This window comes from Hydrotalea sp. AMD, from assembly GCF_004100315.1.
GTDB classification, from domain to species: Bacteria; Bacteroidota; Bacteroidia; order Chitinophagales; family Chitinophagaceae; genus Hydrotalea; species Hydrotalea flava.
Genome location: NZ_SCKY01000014.1, coordinates 53,245 through 67,119 on the forward strand (window position 1 = coordinate 53,245; position 13,875 = coordinate 67,119).

Here is a 13,875-nt window from a genome sequence, read left to right on the forward strand (position 1 = left end):
GCGCCTTTTTGTTAAAGGCAACGTTCAAATGTATATATAAGACCGTTTATGGCCTAATATGTTGCTTTAAAATACTCAAGTTTTTGCATAAACTTTTTTTATGGTATTAAAAAAGAAAGGTTTTATGCTTCATCGTTATCAAATTCGGCCTGTAAAATTCTTCTTACTTCGGCAATGGTTTCTTTTTCCAGATCGGTTCTTCTTTCCAGTTCATCTTCATTTAAATTTAAAACACTGCGGGCCGTATCGCATCCTACTTTTTTGAATGCTTCAATTACCCAGGGTTCAATTTCATCGCTAAATTCTTCCAGGTCAATGTCAAATTCATCTGTTTTTTCTTCATCTTCCCTAAACACATCTAAAGTATATCCGGTTAGTTCAGAAGCTAATTTAATATTTACGCCTCTTCGGCCAATGGCAAGCGATACCTGATCAGCTTTCAAATAAACATCAGCCTGCTTCTTCTCTGTATCAATATTCATGAAGCTGATTTTAGCAGGTGTTAAAGAGCGTTGAATGAGTAGCTGGATATTATTGGTGTAATTAATAACATCAATATTTTCGTTTTTCAATTCACGTACAATTCCATGAATACGACTTCCTTTCATGCCTACACAGGCACCAACGGGGTCAATTCTGTCGTCATAAGATTCTACTGCTACTTTTGCTCTTTCACCCGGCTCACGAACAATTTTCTTGATTGATATTAGTCCGTCAAAAATTTCCGGTACTTCTATTTCTAAAAGTTTGGCTAAGAATAAAGGGCTGGTTCGTGAAAGTATGATGACAGGGGAATTGTTTTTTAAATCAACTCTTGCAACAACTGCACGTATGGTTTCGCCTTTGCGGAAAAAGTCTTGTGGTATTTGTTCAGATTTTGGCAAAATTAATTCATTCTCTTCTTCATCCATTAATAAAACTTCTTTTTTCCAAACCTGATGCACATCGGCAGAAATGATTTCACCAATGCGATCGCTGTATTTTTTTACCAGTACATTCTTTTTTAAATCGTTGATACGGCTGGCCAAAGTTTGTTTGGCAGCTAAAATAGCACGGCGGCCAAAGTCGAGCATATCAACTTCTTCATACAATTCTTCGCCCACTTCAAAATCGGGCTCTATTTTAACGGCTTCTGAATAGCTGATTTCGGCAAGTGGGTCATGCACTTCTCCATCTTCTACAATCATCCGGCGGCGGATGATTTCCAAATCGCCTTTTTCGGCATTTACAATTACGTCAAAATTTTCGTCGCTACCATATTTTTTGCGTAATAAGGTTTTAAAAACATCTTCTACTACTTTCATCAAAGTAGGTCTGTCCAGATTTTCGGTGTCTTTAAATTCCTGAAATGCGTCAATAAGATTAATACTTGCCATAATTCAATTTTTTAGCGGTAGTTCAGGCTTTGTTGATACAAACGGGCCTGATGAATATTAAAATTTAATTTGAACGGTTGTTGTTTTTATATTAGTAAATGGTATTAAAATTTGTTGTGTGATAGCTTTTTTGCCTTTTCCTGTTGTATGTTCCAATAAAATATCCTGTTCTGCCACGGCCAGCAAAACACCTTGTTTAATGGTGTCGTCGGTAAATACTACTTCAACATTTCTGCCAATATTTTTAACATATTGCCTGTGTAGTTTTAGCGGCTCACCAACGCCGGGTGAAGAAACTTCCAAACTAAATTCGCCCTCCGGAAAAATACCCGCTTCTGTGATTAATTGATACAGTTTTCTATTAAAGTACACGCATTTTTCAATGGGCAATCCTTCATCGCCATCTAAAAACACCTTAATATTTTGTGTGGGTTTTACTTTAACCGCTACGCAAAAAAATGAAGGCTCGGTTTCCAGCATGCTATTTACAATGCCGGTAATTTGTTCTATGTGTGTTTGTGTTGACATACCTATAAAGCAGAAGGGAACGCTTCCGTTCCCTTCTATCGTTCTTTTTTCCGTTGCAAATGTAATGGATAAAATGATTACGCTCCAAATTAGAAATAGGAACTTATTATAAATGGTTAAAAAATGGCCGGAGGGTTGTAATTAAACCCTGTTATTGTATTTTTGCCACTATGTTAAAAATTATTATTTGGAGTTGTGTATTGTATCTGATTTACAAGTTTGTATTTGATTTGGTGGTGCCAATTGGCAAAGCTACTTCTGAAATGAAACAGAAGATTAATGCCATGCAACAAGCGCAACAGCAGGCTGCTGAATCGCAAAATAATTTTAATGCCACATCTAAAGCTGCATCTTCTAAAACAAAACCGGCAGATGAAGAGTATATTGATTTTGAAGAAATGAAATAAAGCCGGATATATTAAAGGAATGCGCTTCTGCTTTCTGATACATTGTGTTATTTAAATACTTCATCCTTTCATCAAACTATTTATGAAACAAAATATACTTGCCATTTTTTTATTATGTCTCACTGTTTGTGCTGAAAATAGTAATGCACAATCTGAACTACCAAAAGCAGATGCCAATCAAAAATGGTGGAAAGAAGCCATTGTGTATCAAATTTATCCCAGAAGTTTTAAAGATAGCAACGGCGATGGCGTAGGCGATTTAAAAGGCATTATCTCTGAATTAGATTATATTAAAAGTTTGGGTGTTGATGTGGTTTGGTTAAACCCCATTTACCAATCGCCCAATTTTGATAATGGCTATGATGTAAGCGATTACCGCAAAATTTTGCCGGAATTTGGGACGATGGCCGATTTTGATTCTTTGTTAAATGGAATGCACCGCAGAGGTATTAAATTGGTAATGGATTTGGTGGTGAACCACAGTAGCAACGAACACGAATGGTTTCAGAAAAGCCAGAGTTCAAGAAATAACCCCTATCGCAACTATTATCATTGGTGGAATGCTGAAAATGGGAAACCACCTTATCGTTATAGTTTGTTCGATATTAATCATGATGCCTGGAAGTATGATACACTCACCAATGCCTATTACCTGCATTATTTTTCAGATAAACAACCCGATTTAAATTGGGAAAATCCTAAAGTTAGAAATGAAGTGTACAATATTATGCGCTTTTGGGCTGATAAAGGCATTGACGGATTTAGGTTAGATGCTTTTCAATTTGTGGCAAAAGATACCACCTTCCCCATGTTCCCGAAAGGGTTTGAAAAAGATTTTACACGTTATTATGCCATGCAGGGTAATATACACGGCTATTTACAACAAATGAACCAGCAAATTTTTAGTAAATACGATGTAATGAGTGTAGCAGAAGGTGCCGGTAATACGTTTGAAGATGCACATAATTTGGTAGATAGTAACCGGCATGAACTGAATATTGCTTATGCTTTTAATGGGGTAGACCTTGCGAAGCCTAACGGATACAGCTTGTTGCAATTTAAATCGATTTTTTCGCAATGGGATAGTGCTTTTGAACACAGTGGGTGGCTGGCTGTTTTTTTGGCCAATCATGATCAGGCCAGAATGGTGAGCAGATTTGGAAATGATCTACCACAGTTTAGAACCCATTCCTCACAAATGCTCTCTACTTTTTTACTTACCATGCGGGGCACTCCTTTTTATTATAATGGGGATGAATTGGGCATGACCAATCCCAAATTTTCATCCATTCATGATTATCGGGATCAGGTAATATTAGATGAATACAAGCATACACAAATGACGGGCGGCAATGTGCAAGCACTGCTGAAAAATCTTTCTTTTGGAGCAAGGGATAATGGCAGAACCCCCTTTCAATGGGATAGTTCCAGAAATGCAGGTTTTACAACCGGAATGTCCTGGATTGGCATCAATGCGAATTATAAAACAGTGAACGTTGCTGTTGAAGAAAATGACCCGAATAGTTGTCTGCATTATTTTAGAAAATTAGTACAACTGCGTAAAAACAACCCAACCCTGGTTTATGGCAAATACACATTGCTGGATAAAGCCAATCCACAAGTATATGCATACCTTAGAGAAGATGCTGCCGGTAAATTTTTGATACTATTGAATTTTTCTGCTAAAGATGCGGTATTTAGTAGTCCTACATTATCTGCTAAAGCAAAAGTGGTATTGGCCAATTATGTAAAAACACCTATAACACCTATAACTATCACATTAAAAAATAAAATGCCCTTACGCCCTTATGAAGCCATGGTGATTCGATTATAGAACAGTTATAACGGTATATCTAACACCGTTAGTGGTGCTTTCAGGTGTATGGTTTGTAATCCTAACGAATGGGCTGTTTGTATGTTAGGTAACGTATCATCAATAAATAAAGTTTCTTCCGGGGCTAAATTTTGTTCCTGTAAAATAAGTTGAAATCCATCTGCATCCGGCTTGCGCATTTTTATTTTGTGAGAATAATAGGCTTTTTTGAAATAGCGGTTAAAATTGTCTTTGCCGGTATCACGTTTAAACATTTCCATGAAACAATCGTAATGAATTTGATTGGTGTTGGAGTATAAAAAAACATCGTATTTATTTTGTATCGAATTGAGCCATTCAATTCTTTCGGGTGGAAAGTTAATTAACATAGCATTCCAGGCATGGGCAATGGCTTTGTTTGTTGCCAGGATACCTGTTTGTTTTCTGAAAGCATCATAAAAATCATGCGTTGCAATGGTGCCGGTTTCTAAAGCTGCAAAAAGGCTATTGGAGTGGGTTTGTGAAAAAAAACTGTAGAATTGTGTGGCACCTAGTTGTTGAAATGCCTCATTTGTTTTTTGAAAATCGAGGTTTATGAAAACACCACCTAAATCGAAAATAATATTTTTAACTAACTTCATACTACAATATTAAATCAAATTATGTTGATACAATACAGTAGTCAATAGCTGAAGTAATGGTTTAAAAATATTGATTAAGCTGCTTTTTCAATAGCCATAAAATTTACCAACCTGCCTGATTGGTTGAATATGGGGAAGCCTTCAATATGGCAGGTATATATACTGCCGTTTTTACGATAATTTACTAATGAGGTTTGGAAAGGTTGCAAGGCATCAATAGCCATTTTAATGGCTTTACGTGTATCAAGAGAAGTGGCCGGCCCCTGAAATAGCGTTGGGCGTTGGCCTATTACTTCATGGGGCCAATAACCATTCATGGTATGTAAGTTTTCAGTGGCGTGAATGATGTTTAATTGGGTATCGGTAACTATAATGGTTTTATCTTCCCAAATTAAGGCTTCCTGAAAAGCAGCACGCACTTCTTTCCATTCGTTCCGGTACATAATATTTTGTAGTGCTTCCAAATCTTTTTTTAATTGCTTGCGCCGTTCTATTCCTTCTAATACAATATCCCAGCAAAGCAAAGGATGTGGCGTTGGGTTGTTCTCCATGAATTTATTTTTCTGATGTTTAGTAAAATTCATTGTTATTCTTCGCCTAAGTATATTCTGTTATCCTTTCAGTCTAAAAAAGCCTTTAATCATTGAACAAACTTCAATATTTTAATTGATATAAAAAAACAGTTATATAATTTATAACGGTTTTTTAAAAAGTATCCATTTGCTGATTTTATGAGCCGCAACTAATACATCCTTCCTGCATGGTGCAAACAGCGCCTTCTGTTATGGTGGCTGTTACATCGGTTTCGGCTGCAGCTTCTGCCACTGGTATTACCGGTTGTGCAGTAATTTCTGCCTGTTTCTCTACAGTAAACTGAACAGCCTGTGTGGCTGCCTGTGACCGCAGATAATACATGCCTGTTTTAAGGCCTTTTTTCCATGCATAAAAATGCATAGAAGTAAGTTTGGATGAGTTGGGAGCATCTACAAACAAATTCAATGATTGCGATTGGCAGATAAATGCACCTCTGTCGGCAGCCATATCAATAATATTTCTTTGTTTAATTTCCCAAACTGTTTTGTACAATTCTTTAATATCTGCGGGTATTTCTGCTATGTTTTGAATAGAACCATTGGCCGCAATAATCTTCGTTTTCATGGTGTTATTCCACAAACCCAATTGAATTAAATCTTTCAGTAAATGTTTGTTTACTATGATGTATTCACCGCTTAATACCCTTCTGGTATAAATATTAGAAGTGTAGGGTTCAAAACATTCATTATTGCCGAGTATTTGCGAGGTAGAGGCTGTGGGCATGGGTGCAACCAGTAATGAATTGCGAACGCCATATTGTTTTACTTCCTGCCTCAGTGCTTCCCAGTTCCAACGGTTAGAAGGGGTTGCATCCCACATATCGAACTGGAAAATACCTTTTGATAAGGGTGAGCCGGCAAATGTTTCATAAGCACCTTCCTGAATGGCCAGGTCTTTACTGGCTGTCATGGCAGCAAAATAAATAGTTTCAAAAATTTCTTTATTTAACATTTTAGCTAAGTCACTTTCAAAAGGCAGGCGTAATAAAATAAACACATCTGCCAACCCCTGTACACCTAAACCAATGGGGCGGTGTTTTAGGTTTGAATTTCTGGCTTCTTCTACCGGATAATAATTATGATCAATGATGCGGTTTAAATTAATGGTAGCGGTATAAGTAACCTCATATAATTTTTCGTGATTAAAACTGCCGTTTTCTACAAAGCGTGGCAATGCCAGCGAAGCCAGATTACATACCGCCACTTCTTCAGGCGACGTGTACTCCATAATTTCAGTACATAGGTTACTGCTTTTAATGGTGCCTAAGTTTTGTTGATTGCTTTTGCGGTTGGCAGCATCTTTATACAACATATAAGGTGTGCCGGTTTCTATTTGCGATTCCATTATTTTAAACCAAAGCTCTTGTGCTTTAATGGTTTTGCGGGCCCTGCCTTCTGCTTCATACTGTGTGTACAATTTTTCAAAAGCTTCGCCCCAGCAGTCGCTTAAGCCGGGTGCTTCATTAGGGCAAAATAAACTCCATTCTTCGTTGGCTTCTACTCGTTTCATAAACAAATCGGGAATCCATAGTGCATAAAATAAATCTCTTGCCCGCAATTCTTCTTTGCCGTGATTTTTTTTCAGGTCTAAAAATTCAAATACATCGGCATGCCAGGGTTCTAAATACACTGCAAAGGCGCCTTTTCTTTTACCGCCTCCTTGGTCTACATATCGTGCTGTATCATTAAATACCCGCAGCATAGGCACAATGCCATTGCTGGTGCCATTGGTGCCGCCAATATAACTGCCCGTAGCACGTATATTATGAATGGCTAATCCAATACCACCCGCACTTTGCGATATTTTTGCGGTTTGTTTTAATGTATCATAAATGCCATCAATACTATCTTCTTTCATGGTTAACAAAAAGCAGGAGCTCATTTGTGGTTTGGGTGTGCCTGCATTAAACAGGGTAGGTGTAGCATGGGTAAACCAGCGCTCACTCATTAAATGATAGGTTTTAATGGCGCTTTCTACATCTTTTTTATGAATACCAATGGCTACCCGCATATACATGTGTTGCGGCCGTTCTACAATTTTGCCATTGATTTTAAGCAGGTATGATTTTTCTAATGTTTTAAATCCAAAATAATCAAAGGCAAAATCGCGGTCATAAATAATGGTACTGTCTAATAATTCTGCGTTGGTTTCAATTACTTCCATTACATCATCTGCTATTAATGGCATTTTTTTTCCGGAATGTGTATCAGTGTAATTGTATAAAAGCCGCATGGTTGCAGAAAAACTTTTGATGGTGTTTTTGTGTAGATTGCTTACGGCAATACGTGAAGCCAGAATAGCATAGTCGGGGTGCGTAATGGTGAGCGATGCGGCGGTTTCGGCAGCTAAATTATCTAATTCTGCAGTGTGTACGCCATCGTAAATACCCTCAATGGTTTTTTTGGCTACATCAATCACATTCACCATTGGGCTAAGGCTGTAGGATAATTTTTGTATTCGTGCGGTTACTTTATCAAATTTTACGGTTTCTTTTCTTCCGTCTCTTTTTATTACGTGCATGGTCAAACTATTTTAATTGAAATTATTTTATTGGGATATTGAATTACTTTAAAAATCCTCATCCAATGAAAAAGATTGTGATACATTGTTGGTACTCATTACACCGGCTTTTTGATAGTCGCCCACTCTTTTTTCAAAGAAATTGGTTTTGCCTTGTAGCGAAATCATTTCCATAAAGTCGAATGGATTGGTGGCATTGTACACCTTTGGGTAGCCCAGTTCAACCAACCAGCGGTCGGCCACAAATTCAATGTATTGTTGCATTAATTTGGCATTCATACCAATTAAATCTACCGGTAGTGCTTCCGTAATAAATTCTTTTTCAATGGTCACTGCATCAGTAATAATGCTTTTTACCTGTGCTTCCGATAATTTGTTTTGCAGCATTTTATACAACAGGCATGCAAATTCGCAGTGCAAACCTTCATCACGTGAAATCAATTCGTTACTGAAAGTTAATCCGGGCATCAAACCTCGTTTCTTGAGCCAGAAAATAGAGCAGAAGCTGCCACTGAAAAAAATGCCTTCTACGGCTGCAAACGCAACCAGTCTTTCTGCAAAATTGCCATTGGTTATCCAGCGCAAAGCCCATTCTGCTTTTTTCTTTACGGCAGGCACAGTATCTATGGCATGAAATAATCTGTTTTTTTCTTCGGGATTTTTAATGTAAGTATCTATTAACAACGCATAGGTTTCTGAGTGAATGTTTTCCATCATAATCTGAAAGCCATAAAAACAGCGTGCTTCCGGCAGTTGAACTTCGCTCATAAAATTAACCGCTAAATTTTCATTGACAATTCCATCGCTGGCTGCAAAAAAGGCGAGGATATGTGAAATAAAATGGCGTTCGCCGTTATTCAGGTTTTCCCAATCTTTTAAATCTGAGCTCAAATCAATCTCTTCTGCGGTCCAGAAACTGGCTTCATGTTGTTTGTATTTTTCCCAAATAGCCGGATAGTTAATGGGCAGAATTACAAAGCGATCTTTGTTTTCTTTCAATAAAATTTCATCACTGCTCATAGTATTACAATTTTTTTGTTTTATGAATATTCGGTGCTGAAGTGGTTGTTATATAAACCGGAATAAGTGGTTGCCGGCCTATACTGAACTAACCTGCTTTTCGCCCGAAAGCATTGCTATGTGTTGGTTTAAGGCAGGTCTTCTGACTTCCCATGATTTGGCTACCTTCCCATTTCTTTTGAAACAGTGGTGTGTTTTGCCAAAACATTTGAAAATGGGTAACAGCTACGGGGATAGTTCAGGACTTACACCTGATTCCCTATTCATTCCATGTGAAGGAAACCCTAAACCGAGCAGCAAAATAGTTAAGCTTGGGTTTAAATGGCAAAATTGTTATTAACCCCATGTTGAAAACATATTTCTCTTCAAACAAAAAAAACTGCACTAATCTTTTTTGTTCAATCCACCTCATACAAAGGAATGATTTTTTTTAACGAATACAATTTGTGGAAGGCCTGTGAAAAATTTTTGGATTCAATACTTTGGAGATATTGGGTTTTCAGATAAAATATATCGAAAAATAATGGAATTAGGATGGGATTTTAATTTGAAGTGAAGCTGCCGCCGGTTTTAGTTCATCCTCAGAAAGTGTGTTGGTTTCTATGTTAATGAGTAATCTATCGTTTGCTAAAAAAATTAATTCGTATTTATTGTTGTTTTTTTGATATGTTTCCATGTCTTTTTGCCCCATAAAATCAATTGATTTGGTGTAGCCGTCTTCTGATTCGGATTGAATATTCATTTTTGTAAGATGATTCAGCGAATAAATACCTGCTCCGGCATCGCCTGCACAATCAAATAGCGTTAATTTAATTTTTTGGCTGCCATCTTCGTTTTTATAAGTAGCATCTGCGGTTGAAAAGCCCATCATGTGGGTTGCCTCAAAACTGCTTCTTTTTAAGTTGAGCAATTGTTCGGGTAATAAAGCATTGTGCTGACTGGTAGTTAGTGGAGGTAGTTTTTTAATTCATTTACTTTTTGCCCCATTGCCTTTTACCGGCGGCATCTGAAAGGCCGGCCATTCAGGTCAACATCAACTTTTGTTGTATCGTCATCGCTGGTAATGGGGGTTTTGTGTTTGTTTTGCAGGCAGTTGAAAATGCAATCAATACAATTACAAGCAGCAATATTCTTTTCATAAAAAAGTTGATGTTCCATGCATCAAAATTGGTGCATTGCATAGCCTATTCATCCACGCAGTAATAAATTACAACTTCTGGGCTACTAATCGCAACACATCGGCACTGCCTGAATGAAATTTTCCTTCTGAAAGGATTACTTCTTTTTGGCCACAACTGATAATATGTAATAATTGAAAATCGGCACAGAGTGTGGGTGCATCGTATAATAAATTAGGATCGGTTGGTCCTCCACTTTTATGATGTATTTGTTCTTTGCTGAAAGATTCTACCACTAAGTAACCACCGGGTTTTATGGAGGCTACTACATTGGCGTGAAACTTTTTTCGGAGGGGTTCGGGTAAATGCACATAAATGAGTGCTACCGCATCATATTGTTTTTCCGGAACATAATCATTGATATCTTTTACTTCATAATGAATAGTGACACCCAATGATGCTGCACGTTGCAGTGCTTTTTCTTTTGCTACTGCACTGTAATCAAATGTATCAACGGTACACCCTTGCTGTGCAGCATAAATGGCATTGCGCCCTTCGCCTTCGGCGGGTAATAATATTGTGCCCGGTTTGTTGTTATCAATAAATGTTTTGAAAAACTGGTTTGGTTCTAATCCATACACTGAGTCATTTTCTGCATACCGTTGGTCCCAAAAATTTGTCATCATTTTATTCTTTTTTCAATATCACCCATTAACAATAAAAATAGCGGGCACAATTATTACAATATAACCCGGGTTCTCACTTTTCTTTATTTTTCTTCACTTGCAATAGGCAGTAATTCTTCTTCAATTACCTGTTTAAATACTTTTTTGGGTAAAGCACCGGGCTGCATCATGGGTTGACCTTCTGCCGGTATGAATAAAAAAGTAGGTATGCTTTGAATGCCAAATACGCCAGCCAGTTCCTGTTCTTTTTCGGTATCTACTTTATAAACAATCAGTTTTCCTTCATATTCATTCGATAATTCCTCTAAAACAGGAGCTACCATTTTGCAAGGCCCGCACCAGTCTGCATAAAAATCAATAATAGCAGGCAAGTTGCCTTTGTATTTCCATTCCTGTTCTTTGGTATAATCAAAAACAAAGTCTTTGAATTCCTGGGTGGTTAAATGTTTCGTTGCCATTGTAAAATTTTTAGCGAAGTTACAACATCAGTTTTTGTTGTTTGGTGATGTTTATCACATAATGGGTTGTATAACCGGGCAAAAAGAGGAACCATTATTTGCTGTTTGTTTAAAAAAAGGAATTTTTTTTGGGTGATATATGTCACAGTACAGGCTTTTTGCTGATGATAGTTTTGCATCAAATTTTTAACACGATGCTAAGAATGAAAAGAAAGTATGCAGTCAGTGCCTTCATTGGCGTATGTTTAATGTTGTTCAATCATCTGGTATCAGCGCAGGATAGTACGCAGGTTTTAACCTTGGCCGATGCTATTACAAGGGCATCTTCCAATAACAAATCAGTACAACTGGCAGGGGTTGACGAACAAATTGCTCAAAGCAATTATAAACAAACCGATGCCATATTTTTACCACAGGTTGGAGTTTCTTATACAGCTATGAGTACCAATAATCCCTTGAATGCATTTGGATTTAAACTGCAGCAAAAATCCATTACACAGGCTGATTTCAATCCTGATTTATTGAATCATCCTTCTGGTACACCAGATTTTTCCACCCAATTATCTGTACAGCAACCGCTATTAAATTTGGATATGTTGTATATGCGGAAAGGTGCAGCTAAACAATCTGAATTGTATCAGTTTAAAACAAAGCGTACAAAAGAATATGTTACCTATGAAGTACAGAAAGCTTATCTGCAACTTCAGTTGGCTTATGATGCAGTGAAAGTGTTGCAGGAAGCGGCACAAACTGCACATGCCATGTACCAGCTCACCAATAATTATTTTAATCAGGGTCTGGTTCAGAAATCTGATGTACTGAATGCACAGGTGCATGAAAGTATGGTAACCACCAATTTGGCCAATGCAAAAAGTAATATTAGAAATGCAAGTGACTATTTAAGTTTTTTGATGGGCGTACCTGCAGGCTTGGTATATGTGATTGCCGATAAAAATATTGATGATATTATCGTTGCAGATACAGCTATAAAAGTTCCGGATGCACGTGCCGATTTTATGGCTATGAAAACCGCAATAGAAGCCAGTAATCTGATGATTAAAAGCAGCAAAATGAGTTATTTACCTAAGCTGAATGCTTTTGGAAATTATCAACTGAACGATAGCCGCATGTTTGGCTTTGGTGCCAATGCTTATTTGGCCGGCATACAACTTTCCTGGAATATTTTTAATGGTAACAGAACCAAAAATACCATTGTTACCAAAACATTGGAGCGCAATAAGCTGGAACAACAATTGGCACAACAAAAAGACCAAAGTCAATTAGAACTCAATAAAACTAATCGCGATTTACAGGATGCCCGGTTTCAAATTGAGCAGCAGCACGCTGCCATTCAACAGGCTGCAGAGGCTTTGCGCATTCTGCAAAACAGATACGAGCAGGGCTTAGTAAAAACTACTGATGTGCTGATGGCCGAAACACAACTGGCACAACAAAAATTAGGACTGGCACAGGCACAGTATAATTACCAGTCAACCAAAGCTTATATACAATTTTTAACTACAACCACTCATTAATAAAAATTTCAAAAAATAGCTATGAATAAAAATGTAAAGACCACTACCGTTATGTTGGCAATGACAGGCCTGTTTTTTTCTGCCTGCTCATCTAATGAAAAAAAGCAGGAAAATACAACTGCGATTCTTCCGGTTGAAGTAAAAATGGCCTTACCCAATGCTGCAACCCAAAATGCATTGAGTTTAGGCGGACAAATAGAAGCGGTGCAAAGTGCCAATATCAGCACACGTGTAATGGGTTATATTACATCAATGAAAGTAAAAGTAGGTGATCACGTAACACAAGGTCAGTTATTGGCTACCATCAGCAATCAGGATATGTTGGCCAAAAGAGCACAGGCCGATGCCATGATTGCAGAAGCAGAAGCTGCATTAAAAAATGCACAAAAAGATTACGATCGCTTTACTGCATTGTACCAACAACAAAGTGCTTCTGCCAAAGAGTTGGATAATGTTACTTTACAATACAATGCTGCCAAATCAAGAGTAGATGCTGCCAGGCAAATGCGTAATGAGGTAAATGCCATGTTAGCTTATACCAGTCTAATAGCTCCATTTAGTGGTGTTGTAACACAAAAAATGGCCGATGCAGGTAGTATGGCCAATCCCGGAATGCCATTGTTAACCATTGAAAAATCAGGCAGTTTTCAGGTAAGTATTGCAGTGCCGGAATCGCAAATTAACAATATGCACATGGGTAACGTAGTGCCATTATACATTCAGGCCATTAATAAAACCATAAAAGGAAGCATTACACAAATAAGCCAGAGTGCACAGTACACCGGCGGTCAGTATATTGTTAAAGTAGCCATTCCCGAAAATGAAAAAACTGGTTTATATGCAGGCATGTATGTAACCGCACAATTGCCTGTTAAACAAACTACAAATGTATTGAATACAAGCAACGATGCTGTAATGGTTCCCGTATCTGCTATTTTTTATAAAGATGAACTAACCGGTTTGTATACAGTTTCAGCCAATCATACTGCTTTATTACGTTGGGTTCGCTTAGGTAAACAAATGGGTAATGATGTAGAAGTGTTATCCGGATTAAGTAAAGATGAGCCATTTATATTGAGCGCAAACGGAAAATTAGCGGATGGAGTTCCTGTGAAAGAAATAAAATAACACCAGGTTGTTGAATAACATTGAAAGTTGCACCCATTAAGCGGTTAATAA

The 13,875-nt window shown here is 37.5% G+C and carries 14 protein-coding genes and 1 riboswitch; of the genes, 4 read left to right on the forward strand and 10 right to left on the reverse strand.

The annotated features are described in order from the left end of the window. Positions 1–122: 122 nt before the first annotated feature. Entirely contained in the window at positions 123–1,376 is a 1,254-nt protein-coding gene (gene nusA, locus EO766_RS11380; RefSeq protein ID WP_218330944.1) for a transcription termination factor NusA, read from the reverse strand. Positions 1,377–1,433: 57 nt separating this feature from the next. Then, entirely contained in the window at positions 1,434–1,904 is a 471-nt protein-coding gene (locus EO766_RS11385) for an LSm family protein (protein ID WP_287101031.1), read from the reverse strand. A 170-nt stretch (positions 1,905–2,074) separates the two neighbouring features. Here EO766_RS11385 and EO766_RS11390 point away from each other — a divergent pair, with 170 nt between their 5' ends. Both EO766_RS11390 and EO766_RS11395 read left to right on the forward strand, forming a co-directional pair. Continuing rightward, positions 2,075–2,311 carry a hypothetical protein gene (locus tag EO766_RS11390; RefSeq protein WP_068242352.1) on the forward strand — a complete coding sequence of 79 codons (237 nt, stop codon included), beginning with the start codon at positions 2,075–2,077 and terminating at the stop codon, positions 2,309–2,311. 82 nt (positions 2,312–2,393) lie between these two features. Then, entirely contained in the window at positions 2,394–4,145 is a 1,752-nt protein-coding gene (locus EO766_RS11395) for a glycoside hydrolase family 13 protein (RefSeq protein WP_287101032.1), read from the forward strand. Between the two features lie 5 nt (positions 4,146–4,150). On the opposite strand, the gene EO766_RS11400 is transcribed toward EO766_RS11395, so the two are convergent. The 8 genes from EO766_RS11400 to trxA all read right to left on the reverse strand — a co-directional run bounded on the left by EO766_RS11400 (position 4,151) and on the right by trxA (position 11,161). After that, positions 4,151–4,765: an HAD family hydrolase gene (locus EO766_RS11400; protein ID WP_287101033.1), complete on the reverse strand. Its 615-nt coding sequence runs from the start codon at positions 4,763–4,765 to the stop codon at positions 4,151–4,153. Positions 4,766–4,839: 74 nt separating this feature from the next. After that, the gene (locus tag EO766_RS11405) at positions 4,840–5,316 is read right to left on the reverse strand and encodes a PAS domain-containing protein (RefSeq protein ID WP_218332054.1); all 477 of its coding nucleotides are present in this window, start codon (positions 5,314–5,316) and stop codon (positions 4,840–4,842) included. 178 nt (positions 5,317–5,494) lie between these two features. Continuing rightward, positions 5,495–7,879 (reverse strand): ribonucleoside-diphosphate reductase subunit alpha, encoded by a 2,385-nt coding sequence (locus tag EO766_RS11410; protein WP_218332052.1) that lies wholly within the window; start codon positions 7,877–7,879, stop codon positions 5,495–5,497. Between the two features lie 48 nt (positions 7,880–7,927). Next, complete coding sequence (locus EO766_RS11415) at positions 7,928–8,899, reverse strand: ribonucleoside-diphosphate reductase small subunit (protein WP_218332050.1); 972 nt, start codon at positions 8,897–8,899, stop codon at positions 7,928–7,930. A gap of 115 nt (positions 8,900–9,014) precedes the next feature. Continuing rightward, a riboswitch (cobalamin riboswitch) is annotated at positions 9,015–9,201 on the reverse strand. A 227-nt stretch (positions 9,202–9,428) separates the two neighbouring features. Next, a complete protein-coding gene (locus EO766_RS11420; RefSeq protein ID WP_218332048.1) occupies positions 9,429–9,770 on the reverse strand; it encodes a hypothetical protein in 342 nt (113 codons plus the stop codon). Between the two features lie 122 nt (positions 9,771–9,892). Next, on the reverse strand, positions 9,893–10,057 hold the full coding sequence (locus EO766_RS11425; protein ID WP_218332046.1) for a hypothetical protein: 165 nt from the start codon (positions 10,055–10,057) through the stop codon (positions 9,893–9,895). A 49-nt stretch (positions 10,058–10,106) separates the two neighbouring features. After that, positions 10,107–10,703 (reverse strand): class I SAM-dependent methyltransferase, encoded by a 597-nt coding sequence (locus EO766_RS11430; RefSeq protein ID WP_218332044.1) that lies wholly within the window; start codon positions 10,701–10,703, stop codon positions 10,107–10,109. An 83-nt stretch (positions 10,704–10,786) separates the two neighbouring features. Then, positions 10,787–11,161, reverse strand: coding sequence for a thioredoxin (trxA, locus tag EO766_RS11435; RefSeq protein ID WP_218332042.1), 375 nt, complete (start codon positions 11,159–11,161; stop codon positions 10,787–10,789). A gap of 203 nt (positions 11,162–11,364) precedes the next feature. Between trxA and EO766_RS11440 the strand changes: the two genes are divergently transcribed. Beyond that, positions 11,365–12,696 (forward strand): TolC family protein, encoded by a 1,332-nt coding sequence (locus tag EO766_RS11440; protein WP_287101034.1) that lies wholly within the window; start codon positions 11,365–11,367, stop codon positions 12,694–12,696. Positions 12,697–12,717: 21 nt separating this feature from the next. Beyond that, positions 12,718–13,824 (forward strand): efflux RND transporter periplasmic adaptor subunit, encoded by a 1,107-nt coding sequence (locus tag EO766_RS11445; protein ID WP_218331763.1) that lies wholly within the window; start codon positions 12,718–12,720, stop codon positions 13,822–13,824. Positions 13,825–13,875: the final 51 nt, after the last annotated feature.

Bases quoted from the DNA above. Each gene is read 5' to 3' on its own strand.
- EO766_RS11390 (WP_068242352.1), top strand. From the start codon at position 2,075: ATGTTAAAAATTATTATTTGGAGTTGTGTATTGTATCTGATTTACAAG.
- EO766_RS11405 (WP_218332054.1), bottom strand. From the start codon at position 5,316: ATGGAGAACAACCCAACGCCACATCCTTTGCTTTGCTGGGATATTGTA.
- EO766_RS11415 (WP_218332050.1), bottom strand. From the start codon at position 8,899: ATGAGCAGTGATGAAATTTTATTGAAAGAAAACAAAGATCGCTTTGTA.
- EO766_RS11440 (WP_287101034.1), top strand. From the start codon at position 11,365: ATGAAAAGAAAGTATGCAGTCAGTGCCTTCATTGGCGTATGTTTAATG.
- EO766_RS11410 (WP_218332052.1), bottom strand. From the start codon at position 7,879: ATGCACGTAATAAAAAGAGACGGAAGAAAAGAAACCGTAAAATTTGAT.
- EO766_RS11445 (WP_218331763.1), top strand. From the start codon at position 12,718: ATGAATAAAAATGTAAAGACCACTACCGTTATGTTGGCAATGACAGGC.
- nusA (WP_218330944.1), bottom strand. From the start codon at position 1,376: ATGGCAAGTATTAATCTTATTGACGCATTTCAGGAATTTAAAGACACC.
- EO766_RS11430 (WP_218332044.1), bottom strand. From the start codon at position 10,703: ATGATGACAAATTTTTGGGACCAACGGTATGCAGAAAATGACTCAGTG.
- EO766_RS11425 (WP_218332046.1), bottom strand. From the start codon at position 10,057: ATGGAACATCAACTTTTTTATGAAAAGAATATTGCTGCTTGTAATTGT.
- EO766_RS11400 (WP_287101033.1), bottom strand. From the start codon at position 4,765: ATGAAGTTAGTTAAAAATATTATTTTCGATTTAGGTGGTGTTTTCATA.
- trxA (WP_218332042.1), bottom strand. From the start codon at position 11,161: ATGGCAACGAAACATTTAACCACCCAGGAATTCAAAGACTTTGTTTTT.
- EO766_RS11420 (WP_218332048.1), bottom strand. From the start codon at position 9,770: ATGATGGGCTTTTCAACCGCAGATGCTACTTATAAAAACGAAGATGGC.
- EO766_RS11385 (WP_287101031.1), bottom strand. From the start codon at position 1,904: ATGTCAACACAAACACACATAGAACAAATTACCGGCATTGTAAATAGC.
- EO766_RS11395 (WP_287101032.1), top strand. From the start codon at position 2,394: ATGAAACAAAATATACTTGCCATTTTTTTATTATGTCTCACTGTTTGT.